Source organism: Bradyrhizobium sp. UFLA05-153, from assembly GCF_054185185.1.
Window position 1 is genome coordinate 1 of the sequence record NZ_JBBIAM010000022.1, and the last position, 26195, is coordinate 26195.

25 protein-coding genes are annotated in these 26195 nt (G+C 63.0%); 16 read left to right on the top strand and 9 right to left on the bottom strand.

Going from position 1 to position 26195, the window contains the following annotated elements:
- The 7 genes from Q2941_RS15475 to Q2941_RS15505 all read left to right on the top strand — a co-directional run.
- A partial coding sequence (locus Q2941_RS15475) for an ABC transporter substrate-binding protein (protein ID WP_458193006.1) occupies nucleotides 1–1083 on the top strand: 1083 nt, incomplete at its 5' end.
- Between the two features lie 6 nt (nucleotides 1084–1089).
- A complete protein-coding gene (locus Q2941_RS15480; RefSeq protein WP_458193007.1) occupies nucleotides 1090–2040 on the top strand; it encodes an ABC transporter permease in 951 nt (316 codons plus the stop codon).
- Nucleotides 2027–2899: an ABC transporter permease gene (locus tag Q2941_RS15485; protein ID WP_458193008.1), complete on the top strand. Its 873-nt coding sequence runs from the start codon at nucleotides 2027–2029 to the stop codon at nucleotides 2897–2899. Before Q2941_RS15480 ends, Q2941_RS15485 begins: the two co-directional genes overlap by 14 nt.
- Nucleotides 2896–3888 carry an ABC transporter ATP-binding protein gene (locus tag Q2941_RS15490; protein ID WP_458193009.1) on the top strand — a complete coding sequence of 331 codons (993 nt, stop codon included), beginning with the start codon at nucleotides 2896–2898 and terminating at the stop codon, nucleotides 3886–3888. The genes Q2941_RS15485 and Q2941_RS15490 overlap by 4 nt, the downstream gene beginning before the upstream one ends.
- Nucleotides 3885–4865 (top strand): ABC transporter ATP-binding protein, encoded by a 981-nt coding sequence (locus Q2941_RS15495; RefSeq protein ID WP_458193010.1) that lies wholly within the window; start codon nucleotides 3885–3887, stop codon nucleotides 4863–4865. Before Q2941_RS15490 ends, Q2941_RS15495 begins: the two co-directional genes overlap by 4 nt.
- Before the next feature lie 81 nt (nucleotides 4866–4946).
- Nucleotides 4947–6014 (top strand): alcohol dehydrogenase, encoded by a 1068-nt coding sequence (locus Q2941_RS15500; protein WP_458193012.1) that lies wholly within the window; start codon nucleotides 4947–4949, stop codon nucleotides 6012–6014.
- 163 nt (nucleotides 6015–6177) lie between these two features.
- Nucleotides 6178–7257, top strand: coding sequence for an isocitrate/isopropylmalate dehydrogenase family protein (locus tag Q2941_RS15505; protein ID WP_458193013.1), 1080 nt, complete (start codon nucleotides 6178–6180; stop codon nucleotides 7255–7257).
- 212 nt (nucleotides 7258–7469) lie between these two features.
- On the opposite strand, the gene Q2941_RS15510 is transcribed toward Q2941_RS15505, so the two are convergent.
- Nucleotides 7470–8663, bottom strand: a complete 1194-nt coding sequence (locus tag Q2941_RS15510) for an aspartate kinase (RefSeq protein ID WP_458193014.1) — start codon at nucleotides 8661–8663, stop codon at nucleotides 7470–7472.
- 325 nt (nucleotides 8664–8988) lie between these two features.
- Between Q2941_RS15510 and Q2941_RS15515 the strand changes: the two genes are divergently transcribed.
- On the top strand, nucleotides 8989–9120 hold the full coding sequence (locus tag Q2941_RS15515; protein ID WP_256375313.1) for a hypothetical protein: 132 nt from the start codon (nucleotides 8989–8991) through the stop codon (nucleotides 9118–9120).
- A 59-nt stretch (nucleotides 9121–9179) separates the two neighbouring features.
- Here the strand turns inward: Q2941_RS15515 and Q2941_RS15520 are convergent, their stop codons facing one another.
- The 6 genes from Q2941_RS15520 to Q2941_RS15545 all read right to left on the bottom strand — a co-directional run bounded on the left by Q2941_RS15520 (nucleotide 9180) and on the right by Q2941_RS15545 (nucleotide 14760).
- Nucleotides 9180–9455 carry a hypothetical protein gene (locus tag Q2941_RS15520; protein WP_458193015.1) on the bottom strand — a complete coding sequence of 92 codons (276 nt, stop codon included), beginning with the start codon at nucleotides 9453–9455 and terminating at the stop codon, nucleotides 9180–9182.
- Nucleotides 9456–9682: 227 nt separating this feature from the next.
- Nucleotides 9683–10504: an enoyl-CoA hydratase gene (locus Q2941_RS15525; RefSeq protein ID WP_027525558.1), complete on the bottom strand. Its 822-nt coding sequence runs from the start codon at nucleotides 10502–10504 to the stop codon at nucleotides 9683–9685.
- 244 nt (nucleotides 10505–10748) lie between these two features.
- Nucleotides 10749–12104 carry a L,D-transpeptidase family protein gene (locus Q2941_RS15530; protein WP_458193016.1) on the bottom strand — a complete coding sequence of 452 codons (1356 nt, stop codon included), beginning with the start codon at nucleotides 12102–12104 and terminating at the stop codon, nucleotides 10749–10751.
- Nucleotides 12105–12483: 379 nt separating this feature from the next.
- Nucleotides 12484–12855, bottom strand: coding sequence for a helix-turn-helix domain-containing protein (locus tag Q2941_RS15535; protein WP_020608151.1), 372 nt, complete (start codon nucleotides 12853–12855; stop codon nucleotides 12484–12486).
- Between the two features lie 29 nt (nucleotides 12856–12884).
- Nucleotides 12885–13928, bottom strand: coding sequence for a LysR family transcriptional regulator (locus tag Q2941_RS15540; protein WP_027525556.1), 1044 nt, complete (start codon nucleotides 13926–13928; stop codon nucleotides 12885–12887).
- A 502-nt stretch (nucleotides 13929–14430) separates the two neighbouring features.
- Nucleotides 14431–14760: a hypothetical protein gene (locus Q2941_RS15545; protein ID WP_458193017.1), complete on the bottom strand. Its 330-nt coding sequence runs from the start codon at nucleotides 14758–14760 to the stop codon at nucleotides 14431–14433.
- A gap of 134 nt (nucleotides 14761–14894) precedes the next feature.
- Here Q2941_RS15545 and Q2941_RS15550 point away from each other — a divergent pair, with 134 nt between their 5' ends.
- A complete protein-coding gene (locus Q2941_RS15550; RefSeq protein WP_254107075.1) occupies nucleotides 14895–15626 on the top strand; it encodes a cytochrome c biogenesis CcdA family protein in 732 nt (243 codons plus the stop codon).
- On the opposite strand, the gene Q2941_RS15555 is transcribed toward Q2941_RS15550, so the two are convergent.
- Nucleotides 15623–17092, bottom strand: a complete 1470-nt coding sequence (locus Q2941_RS15555; RefSeq protein WP_458193064.1) for a sensor histidine kinase — start codon at nucleotides 17090–17092, stop codon at nucleotides 15623–15625. The genes Q2941_RS15550 and Q2941_RS15555 overlap by 4 nt on opposite strands.
- Before the next feature lie 340 nt (nucleotides 17093–17432).
- Here Q2941_RS15555 and Q2941_RS15560 point away from each other — a divergent pair, with 340 nt between their 5' ends.
- Together Q2941_RS15560 and Q2941_RS15565 are read left to right on the top strand one after the other, a co-directional pair.
- Entirely contained in the window at nucleotides 17433–17666 is a 234-nt protein-coding gene (locus Q2941_RS15560; RefSeq protein WP_254107074.1) for a hypothetical protein, read from the top strand.
- Nucleotides 17667–18012: 346 nt separating this feature from the next.
- The gene (locus Q2941_RS15565) at nucleotides 18013–19755 is read left to right on the top strand and encodes a SulP family inorganic anion transporter (protein WP_027525551.1); all 1743 of its coding nucleotides are present in this window, start codon (nucleotides 18013–18015) and stop codon (nucleotides 19753–19755) included.
- A gap of 27 nt (nucleotides 19756–19782) precedes the next feature.
- Here Q2941_RS15565 and Q2941_RS15570 read toward each other — a convergent pair whose 3' ends face one another.
- Entirely contained in the window at nucleotides 19783–21057 is a 1275-nt protein-coding gene (locus tag Q2941_RS15570; protein WP_458193018.1) for a serine hydrolase domain-containing protein, read from the bottom strand.
- A 162-nt stretch (nucleotides 21058–21219) separates the two neighbouring features.
- On the opposite strand from Q2941_RS15570, the gene Q2941_RS15575 reads away from it, so the two are divergent.
- The 5 genes from Q2941_RS15575 (at nucleotide 21220) to Q2941_RS15595 (ending at nucleotide 25987) form a co-directional block, all read left to right on the top strand.
- The gene (locus tag Q2941_RS15575) at nucleotides 21220–22137 is read left to right on the top strand and encodes an intradiol ring-cleavage dioxygenase (RefSeq protein ID WP_027525549.1); all 918 of its coding nucleotides are present in this window, start codon (nucleotides 21220–21222) and stop codon (nucleotides 22135–22137) included.
- A gap of 246 nt (nucleotides 22138–22383) precedes the next feature.
- A complete protein-coding gene (locus Q2941_RS15580; RefSeq protein WP_458193020.1) occupies nucleotides 22384–23700 on the top strand; it encodes a CmpA/NrtA family ABC transporter substrate-binding protein in 1317 nt (438 codons plus the stop codon).
- 59 nt (nucleotides 23701–23759) lie between these two features.
- Entirely contained in the window at nucleotides 23760–24659 is a 900-nt protein-coding gene (gene ntrB / locus Q2941_RS15585) for a nitrate ABC transporter permease (RefSeq protein WP_458193021.1), read from the top strand.
- A gap of 12 nt (nucleotides 24660–24671) precedes the next feature.
- Complete coding sequence (locus Q2941_RS15590) at nucleotides 24672–25466, top strand: ABC transporter ATP-binding protein (protein ID WP_458193022.1); 795 nt, start codon at nucleotides 24672–24674, stop codon at nucleotides 25464–25466.
- Nucleotides 25467–25561: 95 nt separating this feature from the next.
- Nucleotides 25562–25987, top strand: coding sequence for a globin family protein (locus tag Q2941_RS15595; protein ID WP_027525545.1), 426 nt, complete (start codon nucleotides 25562–25564; stop codon nucleotides 25985–25987).
- The last annotated feature ends 208 nt before the right edge of the window (nucleotides 25988–26195 follow it).

Genomic DNA, 26195 nt, shown 5'->3' on the forward strand with positions numbered 1-26195 from the left:
TATAACCTCACCGATCCTTCCGTGAATCTGCCGGCGGTCATCAGTATCCAGAGTCAGAACAATGCCGTGCATTCGCCGACCGCTTGGAGGACCAAGGGCGACGACTACAACCGCAATCCTGTCGGCACCGGTCCCTACATCCTGAAATCATGGACCGCGGGCGACCGCATGGTGCTGGAGAAGAACCCGGACTACTGGAACAAGGGCCATCCCTATCTCGATCGCATTATCCTGAAGCCGCTGCCGGATGCGCAGTCGCGGTTCGCCTCGCTGCAATCGGGCGAAGCCGACATCATCTGGGACGACGAGAACGACGCCGACAACATCATGAAGGCGCAGAAGGACCCCAAGCTGACCGTGCACACCTACAAGGGTTCTGGCGCGCAGGTCTACGCCTTCAACACCAAGGTCGCTCCCTTCGACGACGTCCGCGTGCGGCAGGCGCTGGTGATGGCGATCGACCGGCCGAAGATGTCGCTGGCGATCAGCAACGGCCTGAGCCGGCCCGCGACCAACCCCTATGGCGACGGCTCCTGGGTCAAGTGCAAGGACGACGGTGCGCTGCCGTTCGACGTCGAGAAGGCCAAGGCGCTGCTCAAGGACTACGGCAAGCCCGTCGACTTCAAGGTGCTGGTCACGGCGACGCCGCGCGGCCGCATGATCGGGCAGGTGCTCCAGCAGTTCTGGAAGCGGATCGGCGCCAACATGGAGATCGAGCAGGTCGACCAGGCCACGATCCCGCCGCGCGCCTTCATGCGCCAGTTCCAGATGACGCCGTGGCGCATCGTCGACCTCGCCGATCCCGATCCGCAGATGTATGCGAACTTCCGCAGCGGCAGCCCGCTCGCGCTCGCCAGCTTTGCCGATCCGGAGCTCGACCGGTTGCTCGACCATTCGCGCGTCACCCCCGACACCGACAAGCGTATCGAGGACTATTGCGCGATCAGCCGCCTGATCAACAAGGAGGCGATCTGGTTCTGGACCTTCCAGAACACCTACTACGCGCTCTCAAGCGCGAAGCTGAAAGGCTTTCCGAAAATCTATAACGGCGTGATCGACGTTTCGGACACCTGGCTGGACTGAGCGCAAATGCTCGCCTTCGTCATTCGGCGCCTCGTTCATCTCCTGCCGGTGCTGGCTGCCGTCTCGCTGCTCACCTTCCTGATCGCCTCGCTTCTGCCTGGCGATCTCGCCTACGTCATCCTCGGTGACCAGGCGACGCCGGAGAAGGTCGCAGCACTCCGCCACGACATGGGGCTCGATCAGCCACTCTGGTGGCGATACCTGAGCTGGCTCGGCCACGTACTCCAGGGCGATCTCGGCCGCTCCTTCCGCACCGGGCAGACGGTGTTGCAGGCGGTCGCCGAGCGGGTGCCGGTGTCGATCGAGCTGATGCTGCTCGCCGAATTTCTGGGACTGTTGATCGGTTTGCCGCTCGCGATCGCCTGCGCCGCGCGCGCCGGCGGCCCGTTCGACCGCTTCATGACCGGCGGCGCGTTCGCTATGCTGTCGGTGCCGTCGTTCCTGTCGGCGATCCTCCTGATCTACCTGTTCGCGGTGGAGCTGCACTGGCTGCCGGCGACTGGCTACGTGCCCTTCACCGAGGACCCGGTCGCCAATCTGCGCTTCTTCGTCCTGCCGGCGCTGACGCTGGCGCTCGCGGAATGGCCGGGCATCATGCGCGTGCTGCGCTCCGACATGATCGCCACCTTGCAGGAGGACTACATCGCGCTAGCCAAGGCCAAAGGCCTGAAGCCCTCGCGCATCCTGTTCGTGCATGCGCTGAAACCCTCGTCGCTGACGCTGGTGACCGTGACCGGCATCAATATCGGCCGCCTGATCGGCGGCACGCTGATCGTGGAATCGATCTTTGCGCTGCCGGGCCTCGGCCGGCTCCTGGTCGGCGCGATCTATACCCGCGATCTCATCATCCTCCAGGGCGTGGTGCTGCTGGTCGCGTCCGGTTTCGTCATCGTGAACTTCATCGTCGACATGCTCTATGCCGTCCTCGATCCCAGGATCCGCCATGGCCACGCTTGAGCTCTCGCTTCAGGAAGAGGCGGCGCCGGAGCCGGTGCGCCGTAGGCGCCGGCTCGGCCTGTTGTTCTGGATGGCGATCACCTGGCTCGCCGTGGTATTTGCGCTCGCGATTCTGGCGCCGCTGCTGCCGCTGCAAAGCCCGACCGACATGGACATGCTGGAGCGCAGAGCCGCGTTCTCGGCCGAGCACTGGCTCGGTACCGATGGCCTCGGCCGCGACGAGCTCGCGCGCCTGGTCTTCGGCGCGCGCGTATCGCTGACGGTCGGGCTGTTTGCGCCGATGATCGGCCTCGCCGTCGGCGGCGGGCTCGGCCTGCTCGCCGGTTACCTCCGCGGCCGCTTCGAGACGCTGGTGGTCGGCAGCATGGACGTGCTGCTCGCGTTTCCGCCGCTGGTCTTCGCGCTCGCTGTAACTGCCTATCTCGGCCAGTCGATCCCCAATCTCACCTTCATCCTGGGCGTGCTCGGAATCCCTGCCTTCATGCGGGTGGCGCGTGCGTCCACGCTGACGCTGGCGCGGCGCGAATTCGTGATCGCGGCCGAGGCGCTCGGCGCCACGCATGCACGCATCCTGCTGCGCGAGCTGTTGCCGAACGTCATTCTGCCGCTGCTCGCGTTCTTCCTGCTCGCCGTCGCCGTGACCATCGTGGTCGAGGGTGCGCTGTCGTTCCTCGGATTGGGCGTGCCGCCGCCGATGGCGAGTTGGGGCAGCATGATCGGGGAGGGGCGCGAAAGCCTCGATATCGCGCCGCGGCTTGCCTTCCTACCGGCAACCGCGCTGTTCCTCACCGTGCTGGCCTTCAACCTGATCGGCGACACTTTGCGGGCGCTCACCGACCCGCGTCAGGGGGCGCTATGAGCGCACCGTTGCTGTCGATCGAGGACGTCGCGGTCGAGCTGCCGACACCGCGCGGCAATCTGCGTGCGGTGGACCATGTCGATCTTGCGCTGGAGGCGGGCCGCACGCTCGGCATCGTTGGCGAGTCCGGCTGCGGCAAGACCATGCTGTCGCGCGCCATCCTTCAGCTTCTGCCGAAGAAGGCGAAGCTTACCGGACGCGTCATGTTCGACGGCCAGGATCTGGTGCGGCTTGATGCGGAGAGCCTGCGGCGGCTACGTGGGCGCGACCTGGCTGTCGTGTTCCAGGATCCGATGACCTCCCTCAACCCTGTGCTGACCATCGGCACGCAATTGATGGAGACGATCCAGGAGCACCTCGAGCTCGACGCGCCGGCCGCGCGAAAGCGCAGCATCGAGCTGCTCGCGGCCGTCGGCATCCCCGCGCCGGAGCAGCGCCTTGCGCAGTATCCGTATCAATGCTCCGGCGGCATGCGCCAGCGCATCGCGATTGCCATCGCGCTGTCCTGCGAGCCAAAACTCCTGATCGCGGACGAGCCGACCACGGCGCTGGACGTGACCATCCAGGCGCAGATCCTCGATCTCCTGGCGCGCGAGCAGCGCCGTCGCCACATGGCGATGATCCTGATCACCCATGATCTCGGTGTCGTCGCCGGCCGCGCCGACGAGGTCGCGGTGATGTATGCGGGCAGGGTGGTCGAGCGCGCGCCGACGCCAGCGCTCTTCAAGCGGATGCACATGCCCTATACCGAGGCGCTGCTGGCCGCGATCCCGAAGCTCGAGACCGCGCCGCATACGCCGCTTCCGGCGATCTCGGGCCGCCCGCCCGATCCGACCCGACCCCTGCAAGGCTGCTCCTTCGCGCCCCGCTGCCGCTATGCCGCCGGCCGCTGCCATCAGGCGAAGCCGGAACTGACAGGCGCTGAAGTGCCCGGGCACCTCTACGCCTGCTTCCATCCGATCCAGATGGCCGAAGGTCTTGACGCATGATGCAGGTCGCCGCCCGCGCGAAGTCCGACGAGCCGCTGTTGAAGGTGGACAATCTGGTCGTTGAATATGGCCTCGGCAACAAGATTGTGCACGCGGTCTCTGGCGTCAGCCTGGACGTCGCGCGCGGCGAGACGCTGGGGCTGGTCGGCGAGTCCGGCTGCGGAAAGTCGACGCTCGGGCGCGCGGTGCTGCAACTGCGCCGCGCAACGTCCGGTCGTGTGCTGTTCGACGGCGAGGACCTGACGGCCATGCAGGGCGAGCCGCTGCGCAAAATGCGGCGCCGCGTCCAGCTCATCTTCCAGGATCCGATCGCCTCGCTCAATCCGCGCCGGCGCATCGGCGACATCGTCGCAGAGCCCCTGATCATCGCCGGCATCAAGGATGCGGAGAAGCGCAAGCAGCTCGTCCACGAGGTCCTGAGCGCGGTCGGCCTCGATCCCGATCTCGTGGTCGGCCGCTTGCCGCATGAGTTCTCCGGTGGCCAGTGCCAGCGCATCTCGATCGCGCGGTCGCTGGTGCTCAATCCCGAATTCATCGTCTGCGACGAGCCGGTCTCGGCGCTCGACGTGTCGATCCGCGCGCAGATCCTCAATCTGCTGGAGGAGATGAAGGCGCGGTTCGGCCTCACGCTGCTGTTCATCGCGCATGATCTGGCGGTGGTCAAAGCCGTCAGCGACCGCGTCGCAGTGATGTATCTCGGACGGCTCTGCGAGGTCGGGCCATCAGAGCAATTGTTCGCGAAGCCCGCGCATCCCTACACGGCGCTGCTGCTCGAGGCCATTCCGGTCCCCCATCCCGACGTGCGGCCCGCCGAGAGTGTCGCCACGGGCGAGCCCCCTTCGCCGATCGCGCCGCCGTCCGGCTGCCGCTTTCGCACCCGCTGTCCACGCGCGGATCAGCAATGCGCAGCGCAGATGCCAGAGCTGCGCGAAGTCGCGCCGGGCCAGCTCGCGGCTTGCCATCATCCGCTGACGTAACCCGGGACAGCGCCGTTTGTTTTGCGCCGCAGGACGTGGCAAGGTTGCGCTTGAAAACAAGAATTGAGCGGGAGAGACGCCATGAAGAGCTTCAAGGTCGCGGATTTCAAAGCGCCGCTGAAGGAATTCGATGAGCCGACACCGCAGCCCTCGGGCACGCAGGTGCTGATCAAGGTAAAGGCGGCCGGCGTCTGCCATAGCGACCTGCACATCTGGGAAGGCGGCTATGATCTCGGCCATGGACGCAAGCCGCTCTCGTTGAAGGACCGCGGCATCGCGCTGCCCCTGACGATGGGCCATGAGACGGTCGGAGAGATCCTGGCCTTTGGTCCCGACGTGAAACCGTCGGACCAGGGCGACCTGAACAAGGGCGACGTTGGTCTCGTCTATCCCTGGATCGGGTGCGGCAAATGCGCGACGTGTCTGGCCGGCGACGAGAACATGTGCCTGACGCCGCGCTCGCTCGGCGTCTATTGCGACGGCGGCTATTCCGATCACATGCTGGTGCCGCATCCGCGCTATCTGCTCAATCTCAGGGGGTTGGATCCTGCCACCTCCGCGCCCTACGCCTGCTCCGGCGTCACCACCTACAGCGCGCTGAAAAAGGTCGAGCAGCATTTCGATTCGCCGATCGTGATGTTCGGCGCCGGCGGCCTCGGCCTGATGGCGCTGTCGCTGCTCAAGGCCATGGGCGGCAAGGGCGCGATCATGGTCGATATCGATGCCAAGAAGCGCGAGGCGGCCGAGAAGGCGGGCGCCCTCGCCACCGTCGATCCCAAGGCGCCGGATGCGCTGGAGCAACTCGCCAGGAAGGCGGGCGGCCCGATCCGCGCGGTGGTCGATCTCGTCGGCAACGCGGCGACAACGCAGCTCGGCTTTGACTGCCTGACCAAGGGCGGCAAGCTCGTCATCGTCGGCCTGTTCGGTGGCGGCGCCACCTGGGCGCTGCCGCTGATCCCGATCAAGGCGGTGACGATTCAGGGCAGCTATGTCGGCAATTTGCGCGAGACCCAGGAATTGCTCGACCTTGTTCGGTCAAAGAAGGTGCCGCCGATCCCGGTGACGCCATTGCCGCTCAACAAGGCCAACGACGCGCTCGTGCAATTGCAGCAGGGCGCGGTGGTTGGACGCACAGTGCTGACGCCGTAGTGAACGCTCGTCCTTCGTCATTGCGAGCCAACGGGGCCGCGTCGAGGGCGGCCCGATGACAGGCTCCGCGAAGCAATCCAGACTGCCTCCGCGGATGCATTTCTGGATTGCTTCGCTTCGCTCGCAATGACAGTGTGGCTCCGGTCTTTGCTCAGGAAATCCCATGTCTGCAAACAACGCGTTCCACATTGCCGTGCTCGCCGGTGACGGCATTGGTCCCGAAGTCATGGCGCCGGCGCTGGAGGTGCTGCGCAAGGTCGGCGAGAAGGCAGGGCTCGGCTTCCGCTTCACCGAGGCGCCGGCCGGCGCCAACAACTATCTCGCCACCGGCAAGTCGATGCCGGATTCGACGATCAAGCTGTGCGAGGCGGCCGATGCGATCCTGCTCGGGGCCTGTGGCCTGCCGTCGGTGCGCTATCCCGACAATACCGAGATAATGCCTCAGGTCGAGCTGCGCTTTCACTTCGATCTCTATGCCGGCGTGCGCCCGGCGCGCCTCATTCCGGGCGTGCCGAGCCCGATCGTCGGTGCCGACGCGCGCGGCATCGATCTCGTCGTGATCCGCGAGTCCACTGAGGGCCTGTTTGCGTCGATGGGAAAGGGCATCGTCACGCATGAGGACGCACGCGAGACGCTGGTCATTACGCGCAAGACGTCAGAGCGTCTGTTCGAATTCTCCTTCCGTCTGGCCGAACGGCGCAAGTCGCGGGGTAAGCCGGGCGCGCTCACCTGTGTCGACAAGGCGAATGTGTTCAAGGCCTTTGCCTTCTTCCGCGACATGTTCGACGAGGCGGCGAAGCACCACCCCGCAGTGAAGGCGGATCGCCTCTATGTCGATGCCTGCTCGGCGATGCTGGTGAAGCGACCCTGGGATTTCGACGTCATGGTGATGGAGAACATGTTCGGCGACATCCTCTCCGACCTTACCGCTGGCCTGATCGGCGGCATGGGAATGGCGCCGTCGGCCGACATCGGCGACAAGTATGCCGTGTTCCAGCCTTGCCACGGCACCGCGCCCGACATCATGGGGCAGGGCAAGGCCAATCCCACCGGCATGATCCTGTCGGCCGCGATGATGCTCGACTGGCTCGCCGACAAGCACGGCGTGGAAAGCGCTGCGGAGGCCGGCGAGCAAATCGAACGCGCGGTGGATCAGGTCTATGCCGGCGGCATCAAGCCGATGGAATTCGGCGGCAGCAACGGCACCGCAGACATCGCGAAAGCGGTGCTTGCCGCGCTCTAGGCTTTTGTATCCAGAATTGTGTCCTGTGATGTCCGCTTGTTCGCGGACAGCGGCTTATTAGCCGATGTCGCTGGAGGTCGCCGAAGGGGTCACGCGCGGACATCCGGGATCACTCAATTCTGGTTCCGATTTACTCTCGGGAGCCGACGCCTCAGCATTGCTTTGGTCAGGGCCCAGAAGGCGACCTCTGGAGCTGCATCGCGGACGCTCGTTTAGATCAGCGAATGCAAAGCTCTGACTGCGGCCTCGCGGCTCTCCACAGGAACAAACAAATTTACCGAATGGGGGGACAGAACATATTTGTCGACGATGATTCCGTGCTGTTTCAGAATCTGAATCGCCTTAAATGGCAAGGCTGAAGAAACGGCGCCGAAGCAAGTGAGGCTCACCGAGCTTAAGGTCTCACGATGTTTACGCAAGTCGTTGCTCCGCTCGAGCGTGCGCAGCAGAGTGTCGAGAGACTCCGAATCGCTAGAAAGCATAATGCGCGTTTTTCCGGCGGCGAAAGCAGAGGCGAGGAGTTGTGGCCAGGACAAGTCGTGTTCTTTGAGATGCTGCGCGAATCTCTCAAAGCCCTGATTGAGATCCGTCGAATCGATCTCTACATGTTCAATGCGCGCCAACGAGTTGACCGCCAAGGCTTTTCCTGTTTCCATTCCGATGACCTCTTTGATCACTTGCGTGCTGTATTCGGCGCCGCCCCATTTCTTCAGACTCAAGACCACGTTTTGGCTTTGTGCCAGCTCCACGCTACGAAAATGCAAAACTTTGGCGCCCCAAAAGCACATTTCGGATAGACACGCGAAATCCAGCCGACGCAAGGGCTCTGCATTCGGCACGATGCGCGGATCGGCCGAGCAAACTCCATCGACCTCCTTGATGATTTCGCAGCACTCGGCCTTCAGCGCCGCGGCCATGGCGACCGCTGTGGTGTCACTGCCGCCGCGACCCAATGTGGTGATTTCTCTTGTCACCGGATTCACGCCCTGAAAGCCCGCCAAAACCACGATTCGTCCGCGACCGAGTTCGTCGAGCACGCGAGTGGGCCGCACATCCAAAATGCGCGCGGACGAATGGGAGTCGTCGGTCATCACTCCGGCCTGACTGCCGGTAAAGCTGATGGCCGGCACACCAAGGTCGGACAGTGCCATGCTCATCAAGGACATGCTGATGCGCTCGCCGGTCGTCAGCAACATATCCAGTTCACGGCGGTTGGGATGCGGGCTTACCTGATAAGCCATCCTGACCAGGTCGTCGGTGGCCTTACCCATCGCTGAAACGATCGCCACGACGCGATAACCACGGCTGCGCAAATCTGCCAGACTACCTGCCACCGCACGGATCTTTGCCGGTGTTTCAAGACAAACGCCGCCGAATTTTTGCACGATGATGGGATTGTTGAGCATGCCGGTTGCAGACAATAACGAGGCAGGACGCCGACGGGTAATCCAGGCTTCTCACTGGATCATAGCACATCTCGATTGGCAGGAGAGCACTGCCCCGCGGCGACGTAGTCAAATGCACGGTTCGGAAAGGCCGCTGAGTTGCTGCCGGCGCACACGCGCCGCATCGCCTGAGGTTAGGTTCAAGAGTTGGGCCAAACGGACCGTTTTCCTACGTCGGCTCCTGGAGCAACATCGAGAACGTTCATGACGGCGGGACCTGATCCCTATCGCGCCCAATAGGAACGATCTTCTTCCTCTGCCGTTACGGCGGCGAGGAGGAGTGCCAATGGATGACGACAAGAAGCTGCCGAGCGAGCAAGAGAATACAGAGCGCACAGACGAAGCGCGGAAGATCGTGGAAGAATACGCCGAATCGCAACGTCTGATCGCGGAAAGGCTCCGCAAGAAGATGAACTAGGACAGTCGCCTCAGGCGGGGGTCAACAAGGAAAAGGGGCCCGTTAGGCCCCTCTGTCGATCACCAGCGGCGCCAGTGACGGTGACCCCAGCCCCACGGGCGAGGTCCGAAGCGGCGCGGACCATAAAAGCCGTAGGCGCCATAAAAGTTCGGTCGCCAGAAGCAGCGGCCCCAGGGGTTACAGACCCAGCGCACCTGATCGACATTGGCAGCCGGGCCGCTGGCGATACGATCGGCCGGCGGAATGCCATTTGGCATTGCTGCAAGAGCCTGCCCCGACGCGAGCGCAACACCGCCCATGGCCGCCAGGCCAAGCACAGCAAACCTGAGTTTCATCACAATCTCCCTCGTTGGTGCCGAGAGAACCCTCGCGCGATTAGTTGGTTGCACTGTGCGCACAGGTCCGGGAGGAATTTAATCTTCCTGAATATCGGTTCACGTCATCTGACGTGTAGGCGGTTCCAAACCGCGATGCTCTCCACATCGGCAATGACGGAGGTTGGAGGCGAGCGCGAGTCCAACTCGCTCCAGGTGGGCGGCGGCTCCGACCAGAGAGGCAGTCGTCACCGCCCCCGGAACTGCGGCTTGCGCTTTTCCATGAAGGCCTGCCGGCCCTCACGAAAATCTTCGCTGTCCATGCAGGCGGTGCCGATGGCCTTGATTGCGTCCATGTCGCGCTGGCTCTCGTCCTTCAGCACCTGGGAAATGGTGATCTTGGCGGCCTTGATTGCGAGCGGTGCATTCTCGGAAATTGTCTTGGCGATCGCCATGGTCTCGCCCCAGAGCTCATCGTCGGGGATCACGCGTTCTACGAGCCCGATCCGCAGCGCTTCTGCCGCATCGATCCGCATGCCCGTGTACATCAGCAGCCGCGCCCAGGAAGGTCCGACCAGCGAGACCAGGTGGCGCAGGCCGTCATAGCCATAGGCGATGCCGAGCCTTGCCGCGGGGATTCCGAACTGGCTGCTCGCTGCAGCGATGCGGATATCGGCGAGCATTGCGACCTGCATGCCGCCGCCGAGGCAAAAGCCCTGGATGCAGGCGATCGTCGGCTTGGGGTAGTCCGCGAGCAGCGCCCGCTGCGCGGCGCTGCGCTTCGCGTAGTCTTCGGAGGCTGCCGCGTTGTGGCGCTGCTTCTCGAACTGGCTGATATCGGCGCCCGACACGAAAGCCTTGCCGCCGGCGCCGCGCAGGATCACCACGCGCACCGCGTCATCGTCGCGCAAGCTCGTCAGCGCCTCGCCAAATCCCTCCCACATCTCGAGCGACATCGCATTGCGCTTGTCGGGATTGTTGAAGATGATCACGCCGACGCCGTCGGTGGACGATTTTAGGATCTTGCCGTCGGCGTAGGACGTGTCAGTCGTGTTGGACGTATCCGGCATCGCTCACCCGCTTGTCGTTGGCGGGAGCAATGTGCGGCAGGCGCTGTGGCAAGGTCAACCGTCGCGGGCCCAGTCTTGGACAGGCCACGGTTGTCTTTTCGTGGATTGCGCGATGATCGACTATTGCCCCTGACTTGCCCGACGTGTCAAGCGCATTTCGCTAAATCCGTAGTCGATCGGCAGCCGCCCCGCTACTTTGCATGGGGTTGTTTTTCAGATTTTGGTTCGAGCGGCCATACCGCGCCTACTGCGCCATATGCGCGGTCAGCGGGTGGTTGGCGGCAATGCCGAAGAACGCAGCCTCCTCGGCGGTCGCCTCCAGCAATTGCTCGTCCTGGTTATAGACGTCGTTGCGGAACTGGATGGTCTGGTCCTTGGTCATCCATGCCGTGAGATAGATCCAGGCCACTGGCACCTTCTTGGCCATTGTGACTTCCAGGTGTTGCCCGGTGGCAATCTCGGCGTCGATCGCGGCGCGGTTCCACTTCGGCTGGTCCTTGAGCAGCCAGGCCGCGAGATCGCGGACATTGTCGACGCGCGAGCAACCGTGGGAATCGAAGCGATAGTCGTCGCTGAACAGATTGCGCTGGTTGGTGTCGTGCATGTAGACCGAATAGGAGTTCGGCATGTCGATCTTGACCGCGCCGAGCGCGTTGAACGTGCCGTTCTGCTGGCGCACGGTGAAGTTCGGCGTGTGCGTGCCCGACCAGTCGACCGAATGCGGATCGATCGGATTGTCGTGGCCGTCGAGCACCTCCATATGCATGCGCGACAAATAGGTCGGATCTTTCCGCATATGCGCGGAGATTTCGGTCTTGGCGATCGAGGAGGGCACGGTCCAGGTCGGATTGAGGACGACGCCGGTGATCTCGGCCGTCAGCGTCGGCGACGGCTTTTCGGTCTTGCCGACGATCACACGATAGCGCCGCACCACGACGTCGTTCTCGACTGCCTCGGCAAAGGCCGCGGGGATGTTGACCACGACATAGCGTTGCCCGAAGCCGAAGTTGGTGTTCTGGAGCCGCTCCAGCGACGCCTCGAGCTGCCGGATGCGCTTTTGCACCGAGACGTTCATGGCCGCGATCGTGCGCGGTGTCATCGTGCCGGTCGATGCCAGACCATGGCGCGCCTGGAAGCGCTTCACGGCCTCAGTCAGATCCTGGTCGAAGGCGCCGCTTGCCTTGTCGGCGGCGAGGTCGCCGGAGAGGATGAGGCGTTTGCGCAGCAGCTCGTCGTTGGGTCCTTGCGTGCCAGCCGCGAACTTCGCGTCTGCAGGAATCGTCGGCCAGCCGCCGCGCACGGCGAGGTCGGAGTAGCTCAGCGCGGCGTCCTTGATCCGCTGGGCCGAACCTTCATCGAAGGTCGGCTCATGCGACAGCGCAAGCGCGGCGGCTGAGCGTGACTCCGGGGTCGAGGCAGGCGTTGTAGCGGCCTTCGGCGCCGCCGTGTGGGCCGGATTGGCCGTCGCGGGCGTCGTGCCGGCCGGCGCTCCGGCAGCGGGCCTTGCGGGGCCGGCCTGGCCGGTGGTTTCGGTTTGCGCAAGAGCCGACGCGCTCGCGAACAGGCCAACCGCAACGATCATCGCTTGGCGCTTCAACATGTCTCTGATCTTCCCCTTGGAAAGTCGAGGCCCGGACGGGCGCTCGCGTGATGGTCTTGCAATAGTGCCGCGGGCGCGGCTTTCGGCGATTCGCGAGGCGGCGGCAGGCTAGGGCATGGGGATTATGGTCCGATTAAACGCAGGCGTCCCGGCCCATCCCCCTTCGATTTGGTCGTTCGACGGCTCGGATCGGTTCGTGAAAAACGCGCCGGAAACGGACGAAAAGCAGCAAGGGGACCCGTTCAGAAGGAGGCCCCAAAAAAGCAAAAGCCGCGCGTCCGGCGCGCGGCGAAGTCCCGTCCAATCCAGCCGCGCCCCCGCGACGCGGCGGATTGAACATCAAGTCCGATGGACGGCCGACTGCCCAGCCGTCGATCGCTCAGCTTTCGTTCGCCGCGATCGATTCCATCAGCGAGACGAGCTGACGCTGCACCGTCTGGTCCTTGATCTTGCTGTAGGCGCGCAGCAGCCGGAGGCTGAAGGCGCTGTCGAGGAACAGAAGGCTCTCGACTTCGCGCGCCTTGTTGTCGCCGTCATAGAAGAAGGTGACGGGCACGTCGAGCGCCGAAGCGATCTGCTGCAGACGGGCCGCGCCGACACGATTGACGCCCTTTTCATACTTCTGGACCTGCTGGAAGCTGACGCCCAGCTTCTCGCCAAGCTCAGCCTGCGAGATTTTCATCTCGACGCGCCGCAACCTGATCCGTTTGCCAAGCTCAATGTCCGGCTTGCCGGCACTGCGCTGCTTCATTCTCTTCGCCGCTGTTTTCATACTTTTTCTCACCGTTCTTCGGTTGAAAATCCCCCGAAGAGTTGGGTCAGGGGTTCGCCCATGTACACTTCCTTGAATTCGCGCGGATGCACGAATTCATCCTTGAACCACGGGAAGCGAGCCGGATTGAAGGCTTCGATCAGCCAGTCAATCATGTGCCGCACCCTTGGAATCCGGCCGCTACCTGGATGGTAGGACAACCAGATATCCAGCGGTCGGTTCAACGCGACCTCCAGTGGTATCAACTTCCCGCCGAGCGCGATGGCATAGCTCGGGAATACGCCGATTCCGGCACCGTTCGCGACAGCCCAGTAGTTGGCGCTTGAGACGTTGGTCTTCATGACCAGAAGGTCACGCTCCGCAACGCCCGGGAAGAAGCTCTCGAATGTTTCCTTGGCCGCGATCTGGTCGGCGAATTGCAGCACCAGGCGGTGCTTGATCAATTCGTGAGCCGTGCGCGGCGCGCCATGTTTCTGAATGTATCTTTCGGCCGCCCAGAACATCAGGTGCATGCGGCCGAGCCGCACCAGCTTGATGTCGAGCGCTGAGGGGCGCGACAGATGGATGGCGACGTCGGCCTCGTGCCGGGAGACATCGGCCGAGCGCATCGCGCAGTGCAGGTCGACGAGGATGTTGGGATAGCTCTGCTGGAATTCGACCAGCCGCGGCGCCAGCCAGAAGGTGCCGAGTCCCTCGGTGACCGCGACCCGAACCTCGCCGGACGTGCCGGCGAGCGTGTCGCTGGCGCGCAGCACGTCGAAGGTCGCGGCCTCCATCCGCTCTACGGCCGAGACCACCATCGCTCCTTCGTCGGTCAAACGGGTGCCGTGCACGTCCCGGGTGAACAGGGTGGCGCCGATCTGGCGCTCGAAATCGTCGATCTTCCGACGGACGGCATTGATGGAGAGCGAAAGGCGCTCGGCCGCTGAGCGGAAGCTGCCGCAACGTACGACCTCAAGGAATATCCTGGCCGCATCCCAATCCGAGAGGCCGCCGAGGAGTGCTTTCTGGCGTTCTTCCAGAGGAACGCCCCTTTCCGCCATGAGGTGCATACAAGTCCTTTCAGCTGGCTAAACTGGCAGAATCTTGGGCAAACCACAACCACGGCGGGTTGCGGGGGTGGCGAGTTTTTAACGCCATACTTACCGTGTCGTGGGAGGTATTGGAGTGCGCCAGGGGCTGGGAATCGGGCAGTCGATCGTCCGGATGAGGGGTGTCGCGTGCGTTCAGTTGCGAGCCTTGAGAACACTGCGTGGATATCGGGCTCTCCGAAATCGGAGGGCATGGGTCGCAAGTCCGGCTTGGCGCCCGTCTTTCGATTGTCCCTCGCAGAACCAACATTGCCGAAAAATCCAATTATGCTGACGCGCCGTGCTCTGGCGGTCACGCATAGCTTTTCTTGCAAGGGAACTGCGATTTTCGGGCCCGGACGCGCTGAAATCGTGTTCGAAGGCTTGGATTCGTCGTGCTATCTTCGCCCGCAACTAGGGGCCGCGGGGATCGTTGCCATTCATTCTCACAGGTTGAACTAACGAAAGAACTCCGGTGTCGCATTCAGATGAACAATTGCAGTCGGTGCTCGAAACGCTCCAGGAGTGCCGTCGGGTTCTCGGTGAGAACCAGGTCCGCGAGACGGTCGATTTGCTCTCGATCGCAATTCTCGATTTGCGGATGAAACTCAAAGGCGTCGACAATACCGAGCTTCGGGCGTTGTGCGACGAAATGCTGCGGGGCGCTGCCAGCGAATCCGCCTCCCGTTCCAAGCAGACGCAGGACCAGCCCCGGCGTCCGCTGCTCCGCGTGGTGAAATAACCGCGCCGCCATCTCTCGCATCCGCGAGATTTGTGCGTGTCCCGATGCCGCATCTGTGATCACAGGCGGCATCGGGAGGAGCCTTGGTTTCCCCCACCTCTGTTGCGCATTGCCCTGCATCGGTTACACCAAGGGCTGTTAGGCCCAAATTCCGGCGCGCTTCCCCTTGCGCGCGGTGCGGGCCTTGAGATGGCCCCGACTGCATCATGCAAAATGTTTCGATCACGGCGGCGCTGCTTGCTGGCCTCGTCAGCTTCCTCTCGCCCTGCGTTCTGCCCCTGGTTCCGCCCTATCTGATCTATCTGACCGGCGCCACGATCGAGCACGTCGAGAGTAACGAGCAGCCGTCCGCCTCCAGGCGCGCGGTCATGATGTCGGCGCTGCTGTTCGTGCTTGGCTTCTCGACCATCTTCATTGCGCTGGGCGCCAGCGCCTCCCTGATCGGCAGCGTGATCCGCGCCTGGTCGGCCGAGCTCTCGATCCTCGCCGGCGTCGTCATCATCGTGATGGGCCTGCACTTCCTCGGTTTGACGCGCATCAGCCTGTTGATGCGGGAAGGGCGGCTGCCGATCCCCAAGCCGGTCGGCCTGTGGGGCGCCTATATCATGGGGCTTGCCTTCGCCTTCGGCTGGACGCCGTGCATCGGGCCGATCCTCGCTGCGATCCTCTCGATCGCCGCTGCGGAGGCGACGGTGACCAAGGGAGCCGGCCTGCTAGCGGTCTATTCCGCGGGGCTCGGCATTCCCTTCCTGATTGCAGCACTCCTGATCGAGCAGTTCTCGGCGCTGTTCGCGCGCCTGAAGGGCCATCTCGTCAACGTCGAGCGTGCCATGGGCGTGCTGATGGTGATCACCGGAATTTTCTTTCTCACCGGAGCGATCAGCAACATGAGCATCTGGCTGCTCGAGACCTTTCCGGTGCTCCAGAGCATCGGCTAGGACCGGTCGCTACCGCGGCCGTCCAGCGCGCAGCTAATCGTGTAGACGACGCCGCGCGGCAGGAAGTCCACCGTCGCTTCGCCACCGAGCTGATCGCGTGCGCTGCGCTCGATCAGGCGGGAGCCGAAGCCGCGTTGCACGGGAGCCGACACAGGCGGACCGCCGCGCTCGGTCCAGATCAGCCGCAGCCGCGGCTTGGGCATAACCGCGGTGACCTCCCAGTCCAGCGCAACCGTTCCGGTCTCGTTGGACAGCGCGCCGTACTTGGCGGCATTGGTCGCCATCTCGTGCACGATCATCGACAGCACGACGGCTAGGCGCGGCGACAGCGGCACCGCTGGTCCGTTCATCCGGATGCGGTCCGGATTGTTCAGCAAGAACGGGTCCAGTGCGCGGGCAACGACCTCCTTCAGATCGGAGCCCTGCCACTTCTCCTGGCTGAGGAGATTGTGCGCTTCTGCAAGCGCGCCGAGGCGCCCCTCGAACTTGGTGCGCTCGTCGCGGCTTGCGCTGCGGAACGACTGCACCGCGATCGCCTGCATCAAGGCGAGGGTATTCTTGACGCGATGGTTGAGCTCTTCAATGAGCAAATTATGCAGCATTTCGCCGCGCGCGATGGTGGCGGCCATCCGCAGGGCAAAGCCAAGCCCGGTCAGGAGCAGCACGCCGCCGATCAGGCTCGTGATCGCGATGTTGCGCCAGAGCGGCGCGACCAGCGAGCTTTCGGCGACGCCGGCAGCAACCGTCCAGCCTGTCAGCCGCGACCGCGTATAGGCAGCACTGAGCGGAACGTTGTCGAGCGAGACCGCCGACAAGGACGCCTCGCCCTTGCGGAACATCTCGTCATAGAGCGACGACGTGGCGCGCTTGCCGAACGTGTCGCCCAGGTTGGGCGCGCGTGCGAACACGATGCCCTTGCTGTCCAGCAGCGACACCGTCCAGTGTTCGTCGGGCCGTTGCTTCTCGACCAGCGTCTGGAAGATGTCGAGCGGCGGGCTGAAGGTGAGAGCGTAGATCACCTCGCCGTCGCGCAGCACGGGGACTTCCACGGTGACGACCTGGCGCTGCTTGATCGCGCCGCGGAACAGGTCGGAATATTGCGGCAACCTGGTTGCGAAGACCTTCTCCACGATTTCGGTGTTGTTGCGCTGTGGCAGGTCCGCGGTGTCCTCTGTGACCGAGGAGAACAACAGCCGTCCCTGGCGGTCCGAGACCAGCACGACGCCATCCTTGCCGTACTGGTCGAGAAAGCCTGAGGCGATGCGGCGAAAGCCCTGGAAGTCGCCGCTGCGCAGCGCGTCGGTGAGCGCGAGCACCTGCAAGCCCCCGGTCATCCGCTGCACCTCGGCATCGAGCACCAGGCGTATGCTGCGCACCGTTTCCAGCACGCGGCGGTTCGCATCGCTGCGGTCCTGTGCGTAATTGTAGAAGACGATGCCGACGGCGAAGACGATCAAGGGCAGCATCGTCCCCATGACGAGGAGCGCGAGCCGTACGGGCAGTGTGAACTTTGACAACGCGGGCGCCCTGGTTCCGGCGCGACGCCGCCGGATCATGCAGGAGCATACGGGCAGCGTCCGCGTTGCGCCACGGGTTTTCCATTCTGTCGAGAAATCCTGGTCGAGCGATTTTGCACCGCATTCCGCGTCCAGATCGGAGATTGAACTTCGCGCTGCTGAACGTTCACGACGGTTCGTTCATTGCGAAATGATCCCTAGGGAAACATTGGCAAAGGAACGATCCGCCAGTTTTTCCTGTTGTCGAATTGCCGAAACCAAAAGGTTCGGCAATTGGAGGAGAGGAACAATGAAACTGAGGATCGCAACCGCGGCGGTGATGATCGCTGCCTTCGTCGCGCCGGCGTTGGCGGCCGACGGGTTCTACGTCGTCCAGGACGTCAAGACGAAGAAATGCACCGTCGTCGACAAGAAACCGACGGAATCGTCGATGACCGTCGTCGGTCCGGCCGGCACTGTCTACAAGTCGCGCACCGAGGCCGAGACTGGCATGAAGACCGTCAAGGTCTGCACGTCGAACTGAGGGAGGTCACGATGCCACCAGTCTTCATCCTCTGGGCCGTGCCCGCTGTTCTCGTGATCGGTGGCGGTATTTATCTGATTGGTCACATGCACTGAGGCCGACACGTCAGGGCCACGGCGAGAATTCGCCGAGGCCCTTTTCTCGTGACCAGGCAATTCTGCAGATTGCTCTCGGTGATTGCGCAGCGGCGGATGCCGGTGCGTCGGATTTTGCACCGCATTCTGTTTCGTCACTCGCGTGACACCGCGCCACTGTTCAGCCTGCCAAGGGCGTATTAGCCTGCGCTGGATTCCAACCTCGCTGATCGCGGCCAACGAGCCCAGGCCGGGTTTGGGAGCGAGCGCCAATGAAGCATTGGATCCACTGGCTGCCGGGGCTCGACACACTCCGTCGATATGAGGCAGCGTGGCTTCGGCACGATATCTTCGCCGGAATTGTCCTCGCGACAATGCTGGTCCCGGTCGGAATCGCCTACGCCGCGGCATCGGGGTTGCCCGGCATCTATGGTCTGTACGCAACGATCGTGCCGCTACTGGTCTACGCGTTGTTTGGCCCAAGCCGCATTCTCGTCCTTGGCCCGGACTCCGCTCTGGCAGGGGTTATCCTGGGCGTTGTCGCTCCGTTGTCCGGTGGTGATCCCCTGCGGGCCGCGACGCTCGCGGGCATGATGGCGATCGTTTCAGGGATGGTCTGCATTCTGGCGGGTCTCGCGCGCCTGGGCTTTGTGACCGAGCTTCTCTCCAAGCCGATACGCTACGGTTACATGAACGGAATCGCGTTGACCGTATTGATCAGCCAGCTGCCGAAGCTCATGGGCTTCTCGATTGAGAGCGAAGGACCTCTGCGAAGTCTGTTGGCGATCGGCGGCGCAATTCACGATGGGCGGACAAACTGGGTCGCGTTTGGGATCGGGCTCGGCACGTTGATCGTGATCCTGCTTCTCAGGAACAGCAAGCGGCTCCCGGGCATTCTGATAGCGGTCCTTGGCGCGACGGTTGTCGTCGGCGCGCTGGGTCTCGCAGCGCCTTATGACGTGAAGGTCCTGGGTCCCCTTCCTCAGGGGCTGCCGGGCTTCGTCGTTCCCTGGATCAGCTACGGTGACATGGTCCCTGTGCTGGTCGGAGGTTGCGCAATAGCGCTGATATCATTTGCAGATACCAGCGTGCTTTCACGGGCCTATGCGGCACGATTGGGGACGCCGGTCGACCCTAACCAGGAGTTGGTGGGCCTCGGCGTCGCCAATCTGGCGACCGGCTTTTTTCAGGGGTTCTCGATCAGCAGCAGCAGTTCGCGCACACCCGTTGCGGAAGCTGCCGGTGCGCGCACCCAGCTCACCAGCGTCGTTGGCGCGCTTGCCATCGTCGTGCTGTTGCTGGCGGCGCCAAACCTCCTTCAGCATTTGCCGAGCGCGGCATTGGCCGCTGTGGTCATCACCTCGGCGATCGGCTTGATCGAGGTGGCCGATCTGAAACGAATCTATCGCATTCAGCGGTGGGAGTTTTGGTTGGCGATCGTCTGCTTTGTCGGTGTGGCAGTGCTCGGGGTAATTCCAGGAATAGGGCTGGCAATCGCGATCGCCATTGCCGAGTTCCTCTGGGACGGTTGGCGCCCGCATTCTGCCGTATTGGGGCGCGCCCACGGCGTCAAAGGCTATCACGACATCACAAGATATCCGGATGCACGCCGAATCCCCGGGCTTGTCCTGTTTCGATGGGATGCGCCTCTGTTCTTTGCCAACGCCGAATTCTTCAAGGAACGCATTCTGCATGCCATAGCGACATCGCCGACGCCCGTACGCTGGCTGGTCGTTGCAGCAGAGCCGGTCACGAGCGTAGACGTCACAGCCTGCGACATGGTCGCCGAACTCGATGAAGCGCTGCACACGCAGGGGATCGAGCTGTGCTTTGCCGAGCTCAAGGACCCTGTCAAGGACAAGCTGAAGCGATTTGGCTTGTTCGCGCAGCTAGGCGAGAAATACTTCTTCCCAACCATCGGGGTCGCGGTGTCTCGTTATCTCGAGATCAACGACGTGGCGTGGGAGGACTGGGAGGACAAGGCCGAGGATGGAGCGAACGGGCCTCCGCGTTGAAGCGCCGAGGCCCGCCCAATGGTGCGGTTACAGATTGCTCTCGGTGATCGCCGCGTAGACCATGCTGCGCAGCTCGCGCCGGATCGGATAGGCGCTCGACGGCAGCACCTGCGTCATGAAGATCGTGATCAGCTCCTCGGCGGGGTCGATCCAGAACGAGGTCGTGGCCGCGCCACCCCAATTGTACTCGCCAGGGCTGCCGGCGATCAGCGTCTCTGCCGGCCGCATGGTCACGGCGAAGCCGAGGCCGAAGCCGATGCCATTGTAGGTCGCCTCAGAGAACAGCGAGCGGGACACGTCGGGCAGTGTGCGTCCGCCCGGAATGTGGTTGGTCGTCATCAACGCCAGCGTCTTCGGCCCGATCAGCCTGACACCGCCGAGTTCGCCGCCATTGAGCAGCGCGCGGCAGAAGGTGAGGTAGTCGGCGACTGTTGAGCACAATCCGCCGCCGCCGGAGATGAAGTCTGGGGGCGACAGGAACGAGCTCGTCATCGGGTCGTCCTGGAGCGTCAGGCCCTGGCGGCGTTGGCCGGCATGGAAGGTCATGCCGCCTTGCGGGTCAGCGGAATAGCAGGCCGCGAAGCGATGCGCCTTGGAGGCTGGCACGTGGAAATCGGTGTCGGTCATGCCGAGCGGATCGAGGATGCGCTGCTTCAAGAACTGCTCGAAGGGCACGCCCGAGATCTTGCCGATGAGATAGCCGATCACGTCGGTGGAGACGGAGTAGTTCCAGGCATCGCCAGGCGAGAACTCCAGCGGGATCTTGGTCAGCCCCTCGATCATGGTCTGCAGCGTGCCGGCCTTCTCGACCTCGCCGATCTTCTGCTCGCGATAGGCGGCATCGACATTGGAGCGCTGCTGGAAACCGTAGGTCAGCCCCGAGGTGTGCCTCAGGAGGTCGACGATCTGCATCGGCCGTGACGGCGGCCGGGTCAGGAACGCAGGGTTCGTGCCGGCAACGAAGACGCCGAGGTCCTTCCATTCCGGAATGTATTTGGCGACGGGCTCGTCGATCGCGACGAGGCCTTCCTCGACCAGCATCATGAAGGCGACGCTGGTGAGCGGCTTGGTCATGGAATAGATGCGGTAGATGGTGTCGTCCTTGACTGGCACCTCGCGCTCGACATCGGCACAGCCAAGCACCGAGCGGTGGGCGATCTTGCCGCGGCGATAGATCAGGAGCTGCGTTCCCGGGAAGCGGCCGGCATCGATATACCGGTTCCTCAGATGCGCATCGACGCGGTCGAGCGCGGCCTTGGACATGCCGACGGATTCGGGCGAGGCGGGGGTGGGGGCGAGCATCGGAAACGTTCCTCCGGAGTGTTCTTGTGAGGACGTGATAGCCGAAATGAGGACCCTATTCCAAGCCGGTCGCGCTTAACGCGGCCTCCCCGACTGGTGTAGGCTCCGCGGCGGAACGCCGTCAGGCCAAATAACGAGAAAATCGGACAGCGGGAAAGAGAAATGACCCAATTCAACGAGACCGAGCTCACGGAAGCCGTCGTCAATAGCTTCGACAACACGCCCAATCCGCGTGCAAAATTCCTGCTCCAGGAATTGGTGAAGTCGCTGCACGATTACGTGAGCAAGACCGGTCTCACCTTCGAGGAATGGGACTATGCGATCGATTTCCTGACCCGCACCGGCCAGAAGTGCACCGATACCCGCCAGGAGTTCATTCTGCTATCCGACGTGCTCGGCGTCTCCATGCTGGTCGACGCGGTGAACCACCGCGACCGCGACGGCGCCACCGAGACGACGGTGCTCGGTCCTTTCTATGTCGGTGAGCACAAGGTGACCGCACATGGCACCGACATCTCGCCTCATAACGTGACCGGCGAGAAGATGTTCGTTCAGAGCCGCGTCACGGATCTGAACGGCAAGCCCCTCGCGAACGTTCCCGTCGACGTCTGGCACGCCGACGACGATGGTTTCTACGATTCCCAGAAGCCGAACTACGACGAGATCGGCGCCTCGGCGCGGGCGCGCTTCGTCACCGATTCCGACGGTCGCTTCTTCTTCCGCACCATTCTGCCGTGCAGCTATCCGATTCCGACTGACGGCCCGGTGGGCGAGATGATCGTGCAGACCAACCGCCACCCGATGCGGCCCGCGCACGTGCACTTCCTGGTCAACGCCAAGGGCTATGAGCCCCTGATCACCCACGTCTTCATCGGCGGCGACAAATATCTCGATTCCGACGTGGTGTTCGGGGTCAAGGACGAACTGATCGCCAAGGTCGAGAAACGCGCTGATCCGGCGATGCCCGACGGCGGCAAGGCGGCCGCGCCCTGGCACCTGATGACCTATGAATTCCGCCTCAAGCCGGGTAGCGGTTTGGCCCCCAAGCCGCTCGGGGTGAAGGCCGCGGAGCACGCCTGAGCACGGCCTCTCCAGCGCCTGCCTAGTTTATGTGCGGCGCACAAAAGCTGTGCAGACCGCAAACTCCGCGTGCGGAACAGAGGCCTGCGACAATCTGTTCCCATGCTTTAATGCCTTGAGTTTTAAGACAGATTCGGCTCGTTCCGCTTGGCACAAAGCTTGAATAGTTTGTGTCTGTCTCTTATACACATCATGTGTATAAGAGACAGCACCGCTTCTGCAACGACGCAAAGGACGACACGACCTATGACCAAGCGCATTCGCCGCCCCTCCGAGAGCGGCCTCAGCCGCCGTCAACTGTTGAAGGCGACCGGCAGCACCGCCGCACTTCTCGCCACCGCCAAGCTGAATTTCCCCGCCGGTGCCTTCGCCCAAGATGCAGGCCCCGAGGTCAAAGGCGCCAAGCTCGGCTTCATCGCGCTGACCGACGCGACCCCGCTGTTCGTTGCCAAGGAGAAAGGCATCTTCGCCAAGTATGGCATGCCTGACGTCGAGGTGCAGAAGCAGGCCTCGTGGGGCACGACGCGCGACAACCTCGTGCTCGGCTCCGAAGGTAACGGTATCGACGGCGCGCACATCCTCACGCCGATGCCCTTTCTGATCTCCGCCGGCAAGGTGACGCAGAACAATCAGCCGACGCCGATGTACATTCTGGCGCGACTCAATCTGAACGGTCAGTGCATCTCGGTCGCCAAGGAATATGCCGACATCAAGGTCGGCATCGACACTGCGCCGTTCAAGGTCGCACTGGAGAAGAAGAAGGCCTCCGGCAAGGCCGTGAAGGCCGCGATGACCTTCCCCGGGGGTACGCACGACCTCTGGATCCGCTATTGGCTCGCCGCCGGTGGCATCGATCCCGACAAGGATATCGAAACCATCGTCGTGCCGCCTCCGCAAATGGTCGCCAACATGAAGGTTGGCACCATGGATTGCTTCTGCGTCTGCGAGCCCTGGAATCTCCAGCTCATTCATCAGGAGATCGGCTACACCGCCATCACCACCGGCGAGCTGTGGGACAAGCATCCGGAAAAATCGTTCGGCATGCGCGCCGCTTTCGTCGACAAGTATCCGAAGGCGACGAAGGCGCTGTTGATGGCCGTCATGGAAGCCCAGCAGTGGGCGGAGAAGATCGAGAACCGCGAGGAAGCAGCGACGATCTGCGCCAAGCGCCAGTGGATCAACTGCCCGGTCGAGGACGTCACCGACCGCATGAAGGGCAAGTTCGACTACGGCACCGGCCGTATCGTCGAGAACTCGCCGCAACAGATGCGCTTCTGGAAGGACAACGCGTCCTATCCGTTCCAGAGCCACGATCTCTGGTTCCTCACCGAGGATATCCGCTGGGGCAAGTACGAGCCTGGCTTCGACACCAAGGCGCTGATCGCCAAGGTCAACCGCGAGGACCTCTGGAAGGACGCCGCCAAGACGCTCGGGGTAGCAAGCTCCGACATCCCGGCCTCCACCTCGCGCGGCAAGGAGACCTTCTTCGACGGCAAGGTGTTCGATCCGGAAAATCCGGCCGCCTATCTGAAGTCGCTCGCGATCAAGCGCGTCGAAGTCTGATAGCTCCCGCGGCCGCCCATGGGCGGCCGCATTGCCATTGCAGCCGGAGAAAAATTTCGATGAACATGCCTGTGAAGAAGATCGGCGCTGAAGGTGTTGCGCCTTCCGCCGGCGCCACCGCGCCGGTCGTCGCGATGACGCCGAAGCGGCCGCCGCTCGCCGAGACCTCTGCGCGGATGGCAAGGGAGACCGCGGTCCGCGTCATCCCGCCGCTCGTCGTGCTCGCGCTGTTGATGCTGGTCTGGGAGCTCATCTGCCGCCGCGCCGGCTCGACGCTGCCGCCGCCGTCAAAAGTGTTCAAGGATACGAAGGAGCTGATTCTCGATCCGTTCTTCGACCATGGCGGCATCGACAAGGGCCTGTTCTGGCATCTCTCCGCCAGCCTCCAGCGCGTCGCCTATGGCTACTCGATCGCAGCCGTCGTCGGCATCGCGCTCGGCACGCTGGTCGGGCAATCGGTCTGGGCGATGCGCGGACTCGATCCGCTGTTCCAGGTCCTTCGCACCATCCCGCCGCTCGCCTGGCTGCCTCTCTCGCTCGCCGCCTTCCGCGACGGACAGCCCTCGGCGATCTTCGTCATCTTCATCACCTCGGTGTGGCCGATCATCATCAACACCGCGGTCGGCATCCGCAACATCCCGCAGGACTACCGCAACGTCGCGGCCGTCGTGCAGCTCAATCCGCTGGAGTTCTTCGGCAAGATCATGATCCCGGCGGCCGCGCCCTACATCTTCACCGGCCTGCGCATCGGCATCGGCCTCTCCTGGCTCGCGATCGTCGCGGCCGAGATGCTGATCGGCGGCGTGGGCATCGGGTTCTTCATCTGGGACGCCTGGAACTCCTCGCATATCAGCGAGATCATTTTGGCGCTGTTCTATGTCGGCATCATCGGTTTCGTGCTCGACCGCCTGATCGCGGGCCTCGGCAGGTTCGTCACCCACGGCACCGCGCAGAACTGAAGGAGAGGGCACATGACCGCCTATCTGAAGCTCGATCACATCGACAAGATCTTTACCCGCGGTGCTGCCACGACCGAGGTGCTGAAGGACATCAACCTCACCATCGAGAAGGGCGAGTACGTCTCGATCATCGGCCACTCCGGCTGCGGCAAGTCGACCCTGCTCAACATCATCGCGGGTCTGACCGGCGCCTCGACGGGCGGTGTGCTGCTGGAGAACCGCGAGGTCAACTCGCCCGGACCCGATCGCGCCGTGGTGTTCCAGAACCACAGCCTGCTGCCGTGGCTGACCGTGTTCGAGAACGTCAAGCTTGGCGTCGACAAGGTATTTACCAGGACCAAGACGCGGGCCGAGCGCGAGGCCTGGGTGATGCACAATCTCAACCTCGTGCAGATGGCCCATGCCAAGGACAAGCGTCCGTCGGAAATCTCCGGCGGCATGAAGCAGCGGGTCGGCATTGCCCGCGCGCTCGCGATGGAGCCGAAGGTGCTCCTGCTCGACGAGCCCTTCGGCGCGCTCGACGCGCTGACCCGCGCGCATTTGCAGGACTCGGTGATGGCCCTGCATCAGAAGCTCGGCAATACCATTTTGATGATCACGCACGACGTCGACGAGGCCGTGCTGTTGTCCGACCGTATCGTGATGATGACCAACGGGCCGAGCGCGCGCATTGGTGAAGTGTTGGATGTGCGGCTCACGCGTCCTCGCAATCGGCTCGAGCTCGCGTCGAATGCCACTTACTTGAAGTGCCGCCAGCGCGTGCTCGAATTCCTTTACGAGCGTCATCGCTTCGTCGAGGCAGCGTAGTCCAGATGAGTGACGCCGGAAGCATTGGTGTTGAACCAAAGCGCCGGCGCCGCGACCAACGGGTTTCTCTTTGCCACGTCATGAAGGAAGTTGAGATGAATCCGACGCAAATCAAATTGGTCCAGGACAGTTTTGCCAAGGTCGCACCGATCGCGGATACGGCCGCTGTCATTTTCTATGATCGTTTGTTCGAGGTCGCGCCTTCCGTGAAGGCGATGTTTCCGGCCGACATGACTGATCAGCGCAAGAAGCTGATGGCAACGCTCGCAATCGTCGTCGGCGGTCTTTCCAATCTTGACTCGATCCTGCCCGCCGCGAGCGCTTTGGCAAAGCGTCACGTCGCTTATGGCGCGAAGGCGGAGCATTATCCGGTAGTTGGCTCCGCACTGCTCTGGACGCTGGAAAAGGGCCTGGGCGAAGCCTGGACGCCCGAGGTCGCTGCCGCCTGGACCGCGGCCTTCGGCGTGCTCTCCAATTTCATGATCACTGAGGCCTATGGCCGGCCGCAAGCAGCCGAGTAGGAGCATCATCGGCAAAGGGCGTATGGCTCGCGCGAAGTGCGGCATACGAGCCTATGCGCGCGTCATCGTTTCGCTGAAGCCCGCGTAAACGCGTCGTTAACCTGTGCACGGCGCGCCCAAATAATCGACAGCTAGCTCAATCTTTGTGCGTCGCACAAGGATTGAGCGAATCGCAAAATTTGCATGCGAAAATGGCCTGCGAAGATTT